The following is a 14,033-nucleotide window of genomic DNA, read 5'->3' on the forward strand; positions in this document are numbered from 1 at the left end:
CCGATCGACGGTCAACGGACCCGAGGGGGGATGGTTGACAGGTCGCAGTCCCCGCAGCGGGGGAGAGCGGGGACCCCTCCGGCGCGTGTAAACTCCCGCCCTTCACCGTATTACCGACGCTGCTCCAGGCAACCGGTCACCCCTTCGGGTCCGAGGCCGTTGAGTGTGTGACTTCGGGCAGGTGTTTCTCAGTTCATTTACCGGAGCCAACATGGGCAACAAGATCATCACGGAAGCCGACCGCAAGGCCGCCCCCCGTCCCGTCGCGCCGAAGGGCGTGACCGTGACCTCGCATCGCGGTCAGAAGAGCAGCCTCGAGCGCGGTTCGCACACCCGCTCGAAGAAGAACCCGGGCAAGCGTCCGCACTCGGGTTGAGGTCGCGGGGAGTTCCTCCCCTTCGATCCGACGACAGGCCCATGCCCTCCGGCGGGGCCTGTTTTGCTTTCAGCGAGGCCCGTCCGCCGGACCTCGCGCCGCTGCCCGATCAATCGCCATGATCCGCATCAACGAACTCCGACTGCCCCTCCACCATCCCGAGGAGGCGCTGCGCCCCGCCGTCGTCGAACGGCTCGGCATCCCCGACGCGCAGCTCACCGCCTTCACCGTCTTCAAGCGCAGCTACGACGCCCGCAAGAAGACCGCGATGGTGCTGATCTACTCCATCGATTGCGAGGTGGGCGACGCCGCCGCCGAAGCCGCGCTGCTCCAGCGCCATGCCGGCGACACGCACATCAAGCCCTCGCCGGACACCGCCTACCAGTTCGTCGGCCATGCGCCGACCGACTTCTACGCCGCCGATGCCACTCGGGCCACTGGGGCCACCGGGGCCCCGGGTGTCGCCGACGCCACCGGGCGTCCGCGCCCCATCGTCATCGGCTTCGGTCCCTGCGGCCTCTTCGCCGCGCTGGTCCTGGCGCAGATGGGACTGCGGCCCATCGTGCTCGAACGCGGCAAGCAGGTCCGCGAGCGCACCAAGGACACCTGGGGCCTGTGGCGCGAAAGCGTGCTCGACCCCGAATCCAACGTCCAGTTCGGGGAAGGGGGCGCGGGCACCTTCTCCGACGGCAAGCTCTACAGCCAGATCTCCGATCCGCGCTTCCTCACGCGCAAGGTGCTGACCGAGTTCGTCAAGGCCGGCGCGCCCGAGGAAATCCTCTTCGTCAGCAAGCCGCACATCGGCACCTTCCGCCTGGTGAGCATGATCATCAAGATGCGCGCCGAGATCGAAAGCCTGGGCGGCGAGATCCGCTTCCAGCAGAAGGTCACCGACGTGCTCATCGAGCCTGGGACCGATGGCCAGCGGCACGTGCGCGGCGTGATGCTCGAATCCGGCGAGCAGCTGCGCGCCGATCACGTCGTGATCGCGCTCGGCCACAGCGCGCGCGACACCTTCACGATGCTCCACGCGCGCGGCGTGCACATGGAAGCGAAGCCGTTCTCCATCGGCTACCGCATCGAGCATCCGCAGTCGATCATCGACAAGGCCCGCTTCGGCCCGAACGCCGGTCATCCGATCCTCGGCGCGGCCGACTACAAGCTGGTCCACCACGCGGGCAACGGCCGTTCGGTCTACAGCTTCTGCATGTGCCCCGGCGGCACCGTGGTCGCGGCGACGTCGGAGCCCAACCGCGTCGTCACCAACGGCATGAGCCAGTACTCGCGCAACGAGCGCAATGCGAATGCGGGCATCGTCGTCGGCATCACACCCGAGGACTACCGCCAGGACGGGAAGAAGGACGGCAGCGCCGTCAATCCGCTGGACGGCTTCGCTTTCCAGCGCTTCTGGGAATCGCGCGCCTATGAACTCGGCGAAGGCAACTACCTGGCGCCGGCCGCGCTGGTGGGGGACTTCGTCAAGCGCCAGCGCAGCACCGCGCTCGGCAGCGTGGAGCCGAGCTACAAGCCCGGCGTCACGATGACCGACCTGCAGCAGAAGGGCTTCGGCAGCCTGCCCGAGTACGCGCTCGCCGCGATTCGCGAGGCACTGCCCGCTTTCGAGCGCCAGATCCGCGGCTTCGCGATGAACGATGCGGTGCTGACCGGCGTCGAGACGCGGACGTCCTCGCCGCTGCGCATCACGCGCGGCAAGGACTACCAGAGCCTGAACGTCCGCGGCCTGTATCCGGCCGGCGAGGGTGCCGGCTACGCCGGCGGGATCATGTCCGCTGGCGTCGACGGGATCGAGGTGGCCGAGGCGGTGGGCCGCAGCCTCCTGGGCATCAAGGACTGACCCCGACTCCCTGCCGCACTGCAATCCGCGCCGGCCCCCCGCGCCGCCACCCGCGCACCCTGCCGCATCGCGGCAGAGGGTGCCGGGGGCGCCGGGGAGGAATGCGGAGCCTGCGACGCGATTGACGACACGGGGCCCCCGGCACCCTCTGCCGGTGCTCGGTGCCGGCAGTTCAGACCGCCTGCCAGAGCGTCGGCGATGCCGCCGGATTCCACCCTGAGCCGGCCCAGGCCGTGTGCGCCTGCAGGCAGCGGTACTGCTTGCCTTGATAGCTCACGATCTGCCCGGCGGTGTAGCTCGATCCCTCCGCCCATGCCGGCGCGCCGCCCGGCGGGTTCGTCGGGGGTGTCGTCGGCAGGATGACGTCCAGCGCGTAGCTCGCGCCCGAGTTGGCGTTCTGCAGATAGACGTCCATCACCGTCGCGCCGCCCGGCACGACGACATTGCCGCCCTGCAGGGTGCCGACCTTCACGTAGCCCGAGGTCTGGTTCACCTTGGTCGCGATCTGGCCCAGCCACGCGGCCTTGGTCGCCGCGGCGGTCAGCGATACCGAGATCGTCTCCAGGTCATTACCCGCGCCGTTGAACACGCGCAGCTTCACCTGGCTGCCCGACGGCAGGTCCTGCGCCGCCGAGACCTGGCCGATCTGCTTCAGTCCCGAAGGCGTGCCGGGCGGCGTCGTGCCGCCGCCGAAGTCCACGTCGGAGCAGGCATAGAACGCCTCGGTGCTGTCCGCCCGTTGCCAGGCGGAGAACAGCACATGCTTGCCGGTCCGCCGCGGCAGGCTCAGCTTCATCGTGTAGGTCTTGCCCGTGGTGACGATCTGGTCGGGGCCGAGTTGCTGCACCTGTTCCAGGTCTGACCAGCGCAGCGGCGAGGTGGTTGGATTCCAGCCGTCGCGCGTCAGGAAGAAAGTCCAGTTCAGCGAGCGGTGCGGCGCGGTGGCGTTGTAGCGGTACTCGTACTTGCCGTCGGCGCCCGGCGAGTAGGCCGTGGCGGGCCAGTCCGCCCGCGCCAGGTCGAAGCCCTTGAACTTCTCCTGTCCGCCGGCGCAGATCTTGAGGTCCGGCACCACCGCCTTGTGGTTGCCGTTGGCGGCCGCCTGGTTGACGCCGTTCCAGTCGTAGATGGCCTGCTCCCCGCCGAAGGCGATCGCGGCCTGGCAGGCCGGCAGTGACGGATTCTTGTAGCAGTTGTACTGACGCGAGATCGGGAACTCGGGCGCGCCGTGCGCGAACGCGGCGCTGGGTGCCAGCGCGGCGGTCATGGCGGTCGAGAGCGTGGCCAGCGCGGCGGCACCGGCGGATCGGGCTCGGAAGTTCATGCAGGTCTCCTGGAAATGATGGTTGAAGCGCTTTGTGGCGGATGGGCCCGACATCGCACCAAAGCAGTACCACCATAGGACCTGATGAATACCAAAACAAGCCAAACAACCGTAACGACGGTCGCTGAAGATTTTTCAGCTTTCGTTTAAGGCGAAGGGATTATCATGAACCACCGCAGTCTTGCTCTCTGAGCGAAGGCTACAGTTCAACCCAGCCGCCGCCATACCATGCGCCTCGACCTCACCACCTTGAATCTCGTGCTGGCGATCGAACAGACTCGATCCATCACCCGCGGGGCCGAGCGCGAGCATCTGGCGCTGGCGGCGGCCAGCAAGCGGATCTCGGACCTGGAGACGCGCCTCGGGGTGCAGTTGTTCGAGCGTCGCGCCCGCGGCGTCGAGCCCACCGAGGCCTGCCGCGCGCTGGTGCGCCACATCCGCTCGTTGCACGCCTCGCTGCATGCGCTGGAGAGCGAAGTCGTCGAGTTCGCCCGCGGCATCAAGGGGCATCTGCGCATCGCCGCCAACGCCGGCGCGATCGCGGAGGCGTTGCCGCCGGATCTGGCCGCGTTCTCGCAGGCCCATCCGCAGATCCGCATCAGCCTCGAGGACCAGACCAGCGCCGAAGTGCAGGCGGCTGTCGCCGAAGGCCGCGCCGATGTCGGCGTGTTCACGACGCCGCTGCTGGACAACCGGCTGCAGACCTGGTCCTACCGCACCGGCCGCCTGGCCGTGCTAGTGCCGGCCGGCCACGAGCTTGCCGGGCGCGAGTCGGTCAGCTTCGACGACCTGCTGGACCACGATCTCGTCGGCCTGCACGGCGGCGCCGCGGCGCAGGAACTGATGATGCAGGAAGCCATGGCCCGCGGCCGCACGCTCAAGGCGCGGCTCCAGGTGCGCGGCTTCGACGCGATCGCGCAGCTGGTCGAGGCCGGCCTGGGCGTCGCGGTGCTGCCCGACGCGCCGTCGCGCCGTTTCGCGCAGGTCTTCGACGTGAAGCGCCTGACGCTGGATGAAGCCTGGGCCCAGCGCGACTATGTTCTGGGTGTGGCCCGCCAGGAACGCCTGCCGACCGTCGTGCAGCGCTTCGTCGACGCGCTGTGCCCGGCCGCCAAGGAGGCCGCCGCCGCGGGAGCTTCCGCCACGCCCGCGATTCCCGCGAATCAAGTTTCCAAGGCCGGCTCGAAATGAGCCGCGAAGACAGCCATCTTTCCCTGAAGTGATGGAGAGCCATCCCATGACCGCCAACATCTCCAACGCCGCCCACGCCGGTTCGCCGCGTACCCTCTACGACAAGCTCTGGGACGAGCACGTGGTGCATACCGAGGAGGACGGCACGTCCGTCCTCTACATCGACCGCCACCTGGTCCACGAGGTCACCAGCCCGCAGGCCTTCGAAGGACTGGACCTGGCCGGCCGCAAGGTCTGGCGCCTGTCGGCCAACCTGGCCGTCAGCGACCACAACGTGCCCACGACCGACCGCAGCCAGGGCATCGCCGATCCGGTGTCGCGCCTGCAGGTCGACACGCTGGACAAGAACTGCGACCGCTTCGGCATCACGCAGTTCAAGATGAACGACAAGCGTCAGGGCATCGTCCACGTGATCGGCCCGGAGCAGGGTGCCACGCTGCCCGGCATGACGGTCGTCTGCGGCGACAGCCACACGTCCACGCACGGGGCCTTCGGCGCGCTGGCGCACGGCATCGGCACGTCCGAGGTCGAGCACGTGCTGGCCACGCAGACGCTGCTGGCCAAGAAGGCGAAGAACCTGCTGATCAAGGTCGAGGGTCAGGTCATGCCCGGCGTCGGCGCCAAGGACATCGTGCTGGCGATCATCGGTCGCATCGGGACCGCCGGCGGCACCGGCTACACGATCGAGTTCGCCGGCAGCGCCATCCGCGCGCTGTCGATGGAGGGCCGCATGACCGTCTGCAACATGGCGATCGAGGCGGGCGCGCGCGCCGGGCTGATCGCCGTGGACGACACGACGATCCAGTACGTCAAGGGCCGCCCGTTCACGCCCGCCGGCGTCGAATGGGACCAGGCCGTCCAGTACTGGCGCACGCTGCACTCGGACACGGGCGCGAAGTTCGATGCCGTCGTTGAGCTCGACGCCGCGCAGATCCGCCCGCAGGTCACCTGGGGCACCTCGCCCGAGATGGTCCTGTCCATCGACGACCGCGTGCCCGATCCCGACAAGGAGAAGGACGCCGTCAAGCGCGGCGCCATCGAGCGCGCGCTGCAGTACATGGCGCTGGAGCCCAACAAGGCGATCAACGACATCCGCATCGACAAGGTCTTCATCGGCAGCTGCACCAACAGCCGCATCGAGGACATGCGCGAGGCCGCGGCGGTCGTGAAGCGCCTGGGCGGGCGCGTCGCCGGCAACGTCAAGCTGGCCATGGTGGTGCCGGGCTCCGGCCTGGTGAAGGCGCAGGCCGAGGCCGAAGGGCTGGACCAGATCTTCAAGGCCGCGGGCTTCGAATGGCGCGAGCCGGGCTGCTCGATGTGCCTGGCGATGAATGCCGACCGGCTGGAGCCGGGCGAGCGCTGCGCCTCCACCAGCAACCGCAACTTCGAAGGCCGGCAGGGCGCCGGCGGCCGTACCCACCTGGTGAGTCCCGCGATGGCCGCCGCCGCCGCGATGGAAGGCCACTTCGTCGACGTGCGCCGCATCGCCTGAGGATCGAGGATCAAGACATGGACAAGTTCACCGTGCACAAGGGCCTCGTGGCCCCGATGGATCGCGAGAACGTCGACACCGACGCGATCATTCCCAAGCAATTCCTGAAGTCGATCAAGCGCAGCGGCTTCGGCCCGAATCTCTTCGACGAGTGGCGCTACCTCGATCACGGCGAGCCGGGCCAGGACCCGGCCAGCCGCAAGCCCAATCCGGACTTCGTGCTGAACCAGCCGCGCTATCAGGGCGCGTCGGTGCTGATCGCGCGCAGCAACTTCGGTTGCGGCTCCAGCCGCGAGCACGCGCCGTGGGCGCTGCAGCAGTACGGCTTCCGCGCGCTGATCGCGCCGAGCTTCGCCGACATCTTCTTCAACAACACCTTCAAGAACGGCGTGCTGCCGATCGTGTTGCCGGAGAGCCAGGTCGCGCGCCTGTTCGACGAAGTCTTCGCCTTCCCCGGCTACCAGCTGACGGTGGACCTGGAGCGCCAGGTCGTCGTCAAGGCCGACGGCGAGGAGCTGCCTTTCGACGTCCAGCCGTTCCGCAAGTACTGCCTGCTCAACGGCTTCGACGACGTCGCGCTGACCCTGCGCCACGCCGACAAGATCAAGGCTTTCGAAGCCGAACGCATCGCCACCAAGCCGTGGCTGAACAACCGACTGGTTTGACCCACCCCCTACCGCCTTCGGCGGCCCCCTCAAGGGGGCGAACCCGACGGTCTGGCAAAGCCAGCCCCGTGGGTTCCGCTGGCGAAAACCGCCATTCCAAGGATTGATCATGAAGATTGCAGTGTTGCCTGGTGACGGCATCGGCACCGAAATCGTCGCGGAGGCCGTCAAGGTCCTGGACGTGCTCGAACTCCCGTTCGAACTCGAGACCGCGCCCGTCGGCGGCGCCGCCTACGAGGCCGCCGGTCACCCACTGCCCGAGGCGACGCTGAAGCTGGCGCAGGACGCGGACGCGGTGCTGTTCGGCGCCGTCGGCGACTGGAAGTACGACAAGCTGGAGCGCGCGCTGCGCCCCGAGCAGGCCATCCTGGGACTGCGCAAGGCGCTGGGCCTGTTCGCCAACTTCCGTCCGGCGATCTGCTACGAGCAGCTGACGCACGCGTCCAGCCTCAAGCCCGAGCTGGTCGCCGGCCTGGACATCCTGATCATCCGCGAGCTCACCGGCGACATCTACTTCGGCCAGCCGCGCGGCCGGCGTACCGCCGTCGACGGCCACTTCCCCGGCAGCGAGGAAGCCTTCGACACGATGCGCTACTCGCGCCCCGAGATCGAACGCATCGCCCACGTCGCCTTCCAGGCCGCGCGCAAGCGCAACAAGAAGGTGACCAGCGTCGACAAGGCCAACGTGCTGGAGACCTTCCAGTTCTGGAAGGACGTCGTCACCGACGTCCACAAGGCGTATCCGGACGTCGAGCTCGACCACATGTACGTCGACAACGCCGCGATGCAGCTGGTCAAGGCGCCCAAGAAGTTCGACGTCGTCGTCACCGGCAACATGTTCGGCGACATCCTGTCGGACGAGGCGGCGATGCTGACCGGCTCCATCGGCATGCTGCCCAGCGCCTCGTTGGACAAGAACAACAAGGGGCTCTACGAACCGAGCCACGGCAGCGCGCCGGACATCGCCGGCAAGGGAATCGCCAATCCGCTGGCTACAATCCTTTCCGCTGCCATGATGCTCAAGTTCTCCCTCAACCAGCCCGAAGCCGCCGCTCGCATCGAGTCGGCGGTTCAGTCCGTGCTGGCCCAGGGTCTGCGTACCGCGGACATCTGGAGCGAGGGCACCCAGAAGGTGAGCACCCGCGAGATGGGTGATGCCGTCGTCGCCGCCATTGCGTCCAGCAAGGGCTCGGTCACGACCATTGCCACGACGACCAAAACCATCAAGAGCTAGTCCGCTCCGGTTCGTCTCGCCCCACCTCACACACCCGGCGAAGCGAGCCGGGCAGGCTCCCAGGGTGTGTGACGGTGTTTGGGCGATGCCCGGCCAGCAGTGCCGGGCCTTTCAATGAACGAAGGTACGCAAATGACGACATTGGTTGGTTTGGTGGGGTGGCGCGGCATGGTCGGCTCGGTGCTGATGGACCGCATGGCGCAGGAGCGCGATTTCGATCTGATCGAACCGCTGTTCTTCAGCACGTCGAACGCGGGCGGCACCGCTCCGGCGTTCGCCAGGAACGAGACGGCGCTGCAGAACGCCTTCGACATCGAGCAGCTCAAGCGCTGCGAGATCATCATCACCTGCCAGGGCGGCGACTACACCAGCGAGGTCTATCCCAAGCTCCGCGCCGCGGGCTGGAACGGCCACTGGATCGACGCCGCGTCCTCGCTGCGCATGGCCGACAACGCCGTGATCGTGCTGGACCCGGTCAACATGCCGGTCATCAAGAACGCGCTGTCCAAGGGCGGCCGCGACTGGATCGGGGGCAACTGCACCGTCAGCTGCATGCTGATGGGCGTGGGCGCGCTGTACAAGGCCGGCCTGGTCGAGTGGATGTCCACGCAGACCTACCAGGCCGCGTCCGGCGGCGGCGCGCAGCACATGCGCGAGCTGCTGACCCAGTACGGCACGCTGAACGCGGAAGTGAAGGCGCTGCTCGACGATCCCAAGAGCGCCATCCTCGAGATCGACCGCAAGATCATCGCGAAGCAGCGCGCGCTGTCCGGCGACGAGATCGCCAACTTCGGCGTGCCGCTGGGCGGCTCGCTGATCCCCTGGATCGACAAGGACCTGGGCAACGGCACGTCCAAGGAAGAGTGGAAGGGCATGGCCGAGACCAACAAGATCCTCGGCCAGGGCGAGGGCTTCGGCACCGCCCCCATCCCCGTTGACGGCTTCTGCGTGCGCGTGGGCGCGATGCGCTGCCACTCGCAGGCGCTGACCCTGAAGCTGCGCAAGGACGTGCCGCTGGACGAGATCGAAGCCATGATCGCCGCCGACAACGAGTGGGTGAAGGTCGTGCCCAACACGCGCGAGGCCACCATCAAGGACCTGACCCCCGTCGCCGTCACCGGCACGATGACGATCCCGGTCGGCCGCATCCGCAAGCTGGCCATGGGGCCTGAATACGTCGGCGCGTTCACCGTCGGTGACCAGTTGCTGTGGGGCGCGGCGGAACCGCTGCGTCGGATGCTGCGCATCCTGCTGGATCGCTGATCCGTGCCTCGCCGGCCGTCGTCGGCGAGGCGCCGGCTGGCGCTCGGTCTGCTGAAAGCGGTGGCTCTGCCATCGCTTTTTTTCATGCCGATTAGGGATTGCCAGGGGAGGGGCCCGTTGCCTTCTAGCGACAAGGCGGTAACCACCTGTGTATCTGCGCTAGCTCATCGTTGTTATTCATGAGCTACCTCAGCAACGATGCGTATATGCTTGCCACCGTTGTGATTTTCTACCGCGGGAATGGCTGGGAGCCTGCCCGGGCGCATCAGTCGCACAACAACAATACGTCAGACAGGCGGTCCTTTGGATGGTCCGCCTTGTTGCTTTGGGGGACGCCTTGAAAAAACATGCGAGCGCATATGCGCGATTTGCGCTGAGCCAGGTGGCCGCGGTCACCGTGTTGGGACTCGCGGCGGGTTCCGCCTACGGCCTGGGGCTTGGAAAACTGACGGTGCAGTCGGCGCTCGGCGAAACGCTGCGCGCGGAGATCGACGTCAGCAGCCTCAGCCCGGAGGAGGCCAGTTCGCTCAAGCTGCGCGTGGCGCCGCCCGAGTCCTACCGGGCGTCAGGTCTTGACTACAACGCGGTGCTGGCCAGCACGCAGGTGCAACTGGCCCGTCGCGCCGACGGCCGGCCCTACCTGCGCCTGAGCAGCGACCGCGCGGTCCAGGAACCGTTTGTCGACGTCATTCTCGAGGTCAACTGGTCGAGTGGCCGCCTGACCCGCGAGTTCACGCTGCTGTTCGATCCGCCGAGCAACACCAACGTCGCGCGTTCGAACGAGCCGACCACGTCCCCGGTGATCTCCGCGCCCGCGTCGACGCCGGCCGTCGTCGCGCCGCCGCCGGTGGCCCGCACGCAGGCGCCGGTGTCGTCGGCGCCCGCCACGCCGGTGAGCCAGCCGCCCGCGCCCGCCACGGCCCGTGCGCCGCGTCCGGCCCCGTCGCCGGCCGCGCCGGCGCCGGCCACGCCCGGCTCCGAATACACGGTCCAGCCCGGCGACACGCTGTCGCGCATCGCGAATCGCACGCAGCCGTCCGGTGTCTCGCTGGACCAGATGCTGGTCGGCCTGTACCGCAGCAACCCGGACGCGTTCATCAACCAGAACATGAACCGGCTGAAGTCGGGCGCCGTGCTGTCGGTGCCGGGCAGCGAGTCGGTCCAGTCGATCACGCCGCAGGAAGCGCGCCGCGTCGTCCAGGCGCAGAGCAGCGATTTCGGCGGCTACCGCCAGCGCCTGGCGGAAGGCGCCCCGGCCCTGAAGGCTGACGAGAACAGCCGCCAGGCCAAGGGCTCCGTGCAGGCGGCCGTCGAGGACCGCAAGCCCGCGACCTCGACCGCGCCGGACAAGCTGACGCTGAGCAAGCCCAGCGGCCTTCCCGGCGCCGAGTCCAAGGTGTCCAAGGACACCGAGAAGAAGGATTCGGCTGCCAGAGTCGCCGAGCTGACGCGCAACGTCGAAGAGTTGAAGAAGCTGTCGAGCGCGGCCTCGAAGCCGGCTGCGCCGACGACCGCCGCAGCCCCGGCTCCCGCGCCGGCACCGACGCCCGCACCGGCCCCCGCGCCCGCACCCGCCCCGGCGGTCGTTCCGCCGGTGACGGTCGCCGCGAACGTCCCCGTCGCCGCGTCGGAAGCGCCGGCCGCTTCCGCGGCAGCCTCGGCCGCCGTGGCCGAAGCTGCCGCCTCGCGCCCGGTCGCTGCTTCGGCGCCGCGCGCCGTGCCGGCGCCCAGACCCGAGCCGGAGGAGCCCGGCTTCCTCGACTCGCTGAGCGACTATCTGCCCGCGCTCGTGGCCGCCCTGGCGGTCATCGCCGGTGGCATCGGCTACAACCGCTGGCGCGCGCGCCGCGACGCGGCCTCGCGTTCCGAGACGGCCTTCGCGGAAAGCCGTCTGGCGCCGGACTCGTTCTTCGGCCATAGCGGCGGCCAGCGCGTCGACACGCGCGACGCGTCGACGACCGGCCAGTCGTCGATGAGCTATTCGCTGAGCCAGCTCGATGCGATCGGTGACGTCGATCCGGTCGCCGAAGCCGACGTCTACCTGGCCTACGGTCGCGACCTGCAGGCCGAGGAAATCCTGAAGGAGGCGCTGCGCGCCAACCCGGAGCGCCTGGCCATCCGCCTGAAGCTGCTCGAGGTCTACGGCAAGCGCCGTGACATCAAGGGCTTCGAGCAACTGGCCGTCCAGCTGTATGCCGAGACCAAGGGGCAGGGCGAGGATTGGGCGAAGGTCCAGGAACTCGGCCGTCAGGCTGATCCGGAGAATCCGCTGTACCAGCCCGGCGGCGCGCCGACGATGTTCGAGAGCGACGATGAGCGCCCCGAGCCGATGAACGCGAGCACCTTGCCCGCGACCGGCATGGCGCATCCGGGCGGCGGCGCGTTGGCCCGTGCGGCGGCGACCGCCGCGGCGGGTGTCGCGGCCGCCCCGCGCGACAGCGGCCCGTCCAGCCTGATGGATCTGGATCTGGACCTGGATCTGGGTTCGCCGCCGGCACCGGCGCCCGCGATGGCCGCCACGCAGGCGCTGCCGTCGGCATCGAGCCAGGCGCCGATGAACATGGACCTGGACCTGAGCACGCCGCCGGCCGCGCCGACCGCCGCCAGCGCCCGTGAACTCGAGTTCGATCTCGGTGACCTGGACGACCTGGGTGGCAGCACGCCGGCTCCGGCGCCTGTGCAGGATTCGTCGTCGCTGGACTTCGACCTGTCCAGCATCGACCTGGACCTGCCGACCGACGCACCGGCCAGCCGTGACGAGCGCACGATCGGCAAGGTGAACGACATCGAGGACATCGCGTCGATCGATCTGCCGGATCTGGACGCGCTGCCCGAGGCCAAGCCGACGACGCGGGACACGATGAGCCTGGACGACCTGGGTGTCGACCTCGACAGCATCGACCCGAACGACGACGAAGCCCTGCAGCGTCAGCTGGAGCTGGCCGAGGAGTTCCGCCAGATCGGTGATACCGAAGGTGCCCGCGACGTGCTGCAGGAGCTGGTCGGCAAGGCCGACGGTCCCATGCGTGCCCGCGCCCAGCAGATGCTGGACCAGCTTCGCTAAACTGCGAGCGGTTCACGACAAGGCGCTCGGCCTGGCCGGGCGCCTTTTCTTTTTGGCGTTCACTTTCCCCTGAGATCCGGAGACCTGCATGCGCGTGGCGCTGGGCGTGAGTTACCGCGGCGAGGCCTACAAGGGCTGGCAGAGCCAGCCCGGCGGCGGCACCGTCCAGGACGCGCTGGAGGCGGCGCTCGCCCAGTTCGTCGCGCAGCCGATCCGCACGATCTGCGCCGGCCGCACCGACACCGGTGTCCACGGACTGAACCAGGTCGTCCACTTCGATTCGCCGGTGGAGCGCGAGGTGTTCTCGTGGGTCCGCGGCGTCAACCGCTACCTGCCGCGCGACATCGCGGTCCAGTGGGCCGCCTTTCCCGGCGAGGACTTCCATGCGCGCAACCTGGCGCGCGGCCGCCGCTACTGGTACCTGCTGCTGGAGTCGAACGTGCGCCCCTCCATCCAGGCCGGCGGCGTCGGCTGGACCTTCCGGCCGCTGGACGGCGACGCGATGCGGGATGCGGCCTCGCGGCTGGTCGGCGAGCACGACTTCAGCTCCTTCCGATCCGCGGAGTGCCAGGCGGCGTCGCCGGTGAAGATCCTGCGCGGCATCGAGATCCACAAGCGCGGTCCGTACTGGCGCTTCGAGTTCGACGGCATCGCCTTCCTGCATCACATGATCCGCAACATCATGGGTTGCCTGATCGCCGTCGGCGCCGGGCAGAAGCCGCCCTCGTGGATGGACGAGGTGCTGGCCGCGCGTTCCCGCGATGCCGCGGCGCCGACCTTTCCGCCGGACGGGCTGTACTTCGTCGGCCCGACCTACGACGATCACCTGAACCTGCCGCGTCATACGGCGGCGATGGACTGGTTGCCCTGAGACCCGACCGCACTGGACCCCCATGAGCCGAACCCGCATCAAGATCTGCGGCCTGACCCGCGAAGCCGATGTCGACGCCGCCGTCGAGGCCGGCGCCGACGCGATCGGGCTGGTCTTCTACGAGAAGAGCCCGCGTGCCGTCAGCGTCGAACGCGCCGCCGCGCTGGCTCGGCGCCTGCCTCCCTTCGTGACGCCGGTGGGGCTGTTCGTCAATGCCTCGCCCGAGGCGATTCACGCGGCACTGGCCGCGATCCCGACGCTGACGCTGCAGTTCCACGGCGATGAAACGCCCGAGGACTGCGATCGCTGGTCGCGCCCCTATCTGCGGGCGGCACGGATGGCGCCCGGTTTCGATTTGCTAGACTTCGCGACTCGGTTCTCCCACGCCCAGGCCGTGCTGGTCGACGCCTTCGTCGACGGCTACGGTGGAGGCGGAAAGGTCTTCGATTGGTCACTGCTGCCTCCAAGCGTTCCCTCTCCGGTCGTTTTGTCTGGTGGGTTGAGTGCAGCCAACGTGATCGATGGCGTGCTGAAGGTGCGGCCCTGGGCCGTTGACGTCAGCTCCGGCGTGGAGGCCTCGAAGGGCCTCAAGGACGCCGGCAAGATCCGCCAGTTCTGCGATGCCGTGCGCGAGGCCGACCGCCTGAAGTCGGCCTGAATCCCTGCTTCCGTTCCCTGCAGGGTCGTGCGCGGGCATC

General features: G+C 68.5%; 11 protein-coding genes. 10 read left to right on the plus strand and 1 reads right to left on the minus strand.

Annotated features, from left to right (window positions below; genetic code table 11):
• Positions 1-211 precede the first annotated feature (211 nt).
• Entirely contained in the window at positions 212-376 is a 165-nt protein-coding gene (locus ACQ4L4_RS05600) for a hypothetical protein (RefSeq protein ID WP_297530647.1), read from the plus strand.
• A 118-nt stretch (positions 377-494) separates the two neighbouring features.
• On the plus strand, positions 495-2,231 hold the full coding sequence (locus ACQ4L4_RS05605; RefSeq protein ID WP_431103249.1) for an NAD(P)/FAD-dependent oxidoreductase: 1,737 nt from the start codon (positions 495-497) through the stop codon (positions 2,229-2,231).
• 172 nt (positions 2,232-2,403) lie between these two features.
• On the opposite strand, the gene ACQ4L4_RS05610 is transcribed toward ACQ4L4_RS05605, so the two are convergent.
• Positions 2,404-3,555: a lytic polysaccharide monooxygenase gene (locus ACQ4L4_RS05610; protein WP_431103251.1), complete on the minus strand. Its 1,152-nt coding sequence runs from the start codon at positions 3,553-3,555 to the stop codon at positions 2,404-2,406.
• A gap of 228 nt (positions 3,556-3,783) precedes the next feature.
• On the opposite strand from ACQ4L4_RS05610, the gene ACQ4L4_RS05615 reads away from it, so the two are divergent.
• The 8 genes from ACQ4L4_RS05615 (at position 3,784) to ACQ4L4_RS05650 (ending at position 13,993) form a co-directional block, all read left to right on the plus strand.
• Positions 3,784-4,746 carry a LysR family transcriptional regulator gene (locus ACQ4L4_RS05615; protein WP_431103253.1) on the plus strand — a complete coding sequence of 321 codons (963 nt, stop codon included), beginning with the start codon at positions 3,784-3,786 and terminating at the stop codon, positions 4,744-4,746.
• Between the two features lie 46 nt (positions 4,747-4,792).
• Complete coding sequence (gene leuC / locus ACQ4L4_RS05620) at positions 4,793-6,238, plus strand: 3-isopropylmalate dehydratase large subunit (protein WP_377155394.1); 1,446 nt, start codon at positions 4,793-4,795, stop codon at positions 6,236-6,238.
• Positions 6,239-6,255: 17 nt separating this feature from the next.
• Complete coding sequence (gene leuD, locus ACQ4L4_RS05625) at positions 6,256-6,903, plus strand: 3-isopropylmalate dehydratase small subunit (RefSeq protein WP_431103256.1); 648 nt, start codon at positions 6,256-6,258, stop codon at positions 6,901-6,903.
• A 109-nt stretch (positions 6,904-7,012) separates the two neighbouring features.
• Positions 7,013-8,137, plus strand: a complete 1,125-nt coding sequence (gene leuB, locus ACQ4L4_RS05630) for a 3-isopropylmalate dehydrogenase (RefSeq protein ID WP_431103258.1) — start codon at positions 7,013-7,015, stop codon at positions 8,135-8,137.
• Positions 8,138-8,269: 132 nt separating this feature from the next.
• Positions 8,270-9,400 (plus strand): aspartate-semialdehyde dehydrogenase, encoded by a 1,131-nt coding sequence (gene asd, locus ACQ4L4_RS05635; RefSeq protein ID WP_431103260.1) that lies wholly within the window; start codon positions 8,270-8,272, stop codon positions 9,398-9,400.
• 382 nt (positions 9,401-9,782) lie between these two features.
• The gene (locus tag ACQ4L4_RS05640) at positions 9,783-12,464 is read left to right on the plus strand and encodes a FimV/HubP family polar landmark protein (RefSeq protein ID WP_431103261.1); all 2,682 of its coding nucleotides are present in this window, start codon (positions 9,783-9,785) and stop codon (positions 12,462-12,464) included.
• A gap of 88 nt (positions 12,465-12,552) precedes the next feature.
• On the plus strand, positions 12,553-13,335 hold the full coding sequence (truA, locus tag ACQ4L4_RS05645; protein WP_431103262.1) for a tRNA pseudouridine(38-40) synthase TruA: 783 nt from the start codon (positions 12,553-12,555) through the stop codon (positions 13,333-13,335).
• A gap of 22 nt (positions 13,336-13,357) precedes the next feature.
• Positions 13,358-13,993 (plus strand): phosphoribosylanthranilate isomerase, encoded by a 636-nt coding sequence (locus ACQ4L4_RS05650; protein WP_431103263.1) that lies wholly within the window; start codon positions 13,358-13,360, stop codon positions 13,991-13,993.
• The last annotated feature ends 40 nt before the right edge of the window (positions 13,994-14,033 follow it).

The organism is Roseateles noduli (genome assembly GCF_050626985.1).
Classification (GTDB): domain Bacteria; phylum Pseudomonadota; class Gammaproteobacteria; order Burkholderiales; family Burkholderiaceae_C; genus Roseateles; species Roseateles noduli_A.

What these genes read in the sequence shown, in the direction of transcription:
- ACQ4L4_RS05600 (WP_297530647.1), top strand. Translation starts at nt 212, where the DNA reads ATGGGCAACAAGATCATCACGGAAGCCGACCGCAAGGCCGCCCCCCGT.
- ACQ4L4_RS05605 (WP_431103249.1), top strand. Translation starts at nt 495, where the DNA reads ATGATCCGCATCAACGAACTCCGACTGCCCCTCCACCATCCCGAGGAG.
- ACQ4L4_RS05610 (WP_431103251.1), bottom strand. Translation starts at nt 3,555, where the DNA reads ATGAACTTCCGAGCCCGATCCGCCGGTGCCGCCGCGCTGGCCACGCTC.
- ACQ4L4_RS05615 (WP_431103253.1), top strand. Translation starts at nt 3,784, where the DNA reads ATGCGCCTCGACCTCACCACCTTGAATCTCGTGCTGGCGATCGAACAG.
- leuC (WP_377155394.1), top strand. Translation starts at nt 4,793, where the DNA reads ATGACCGCCAACATCTCCAACGCCGCCCACGCCGGTTCGCCGCGTACC.
- leuD (WP_431103256.1), top strand. Translation starts at nt 6,256, where the DNA reads ATGGACAAGTTCACCGTGCACAAGGGCCTCGTGGCCCCGATGGATCGC.
- leuB (WP_431103258.1), top strand. Translation starts at nt 7,013, where the DNA reads ATGAAGATTGCAGTGTTGCCTGGTGACGGCATCGGCACCGAAATCGTC.
- asd (WP_431103260.1), top strand. Translation starts at nt 8,270, where the DNA reads ATGACGACATTGGTTGGTTTGGTGGGGTGGCGCGGCATGGTCGGCTCG.
- truA (WP_431103262.1), top strand. Translation starts at nt 12,553, where the DNA reads ATGCGCGTGGCGCTGGGCGTGAGTTACCGCGGCGAGGCCTACAAGGGC.
- ACQ4L4_RS05650 (WP_431103263.1), top strand. Translation starts at nt 13,358, where the DNA reads ATGAGCCGAACCCGCATCAAGATCTGCGGCCTGACCCGCGAAGCCGAT.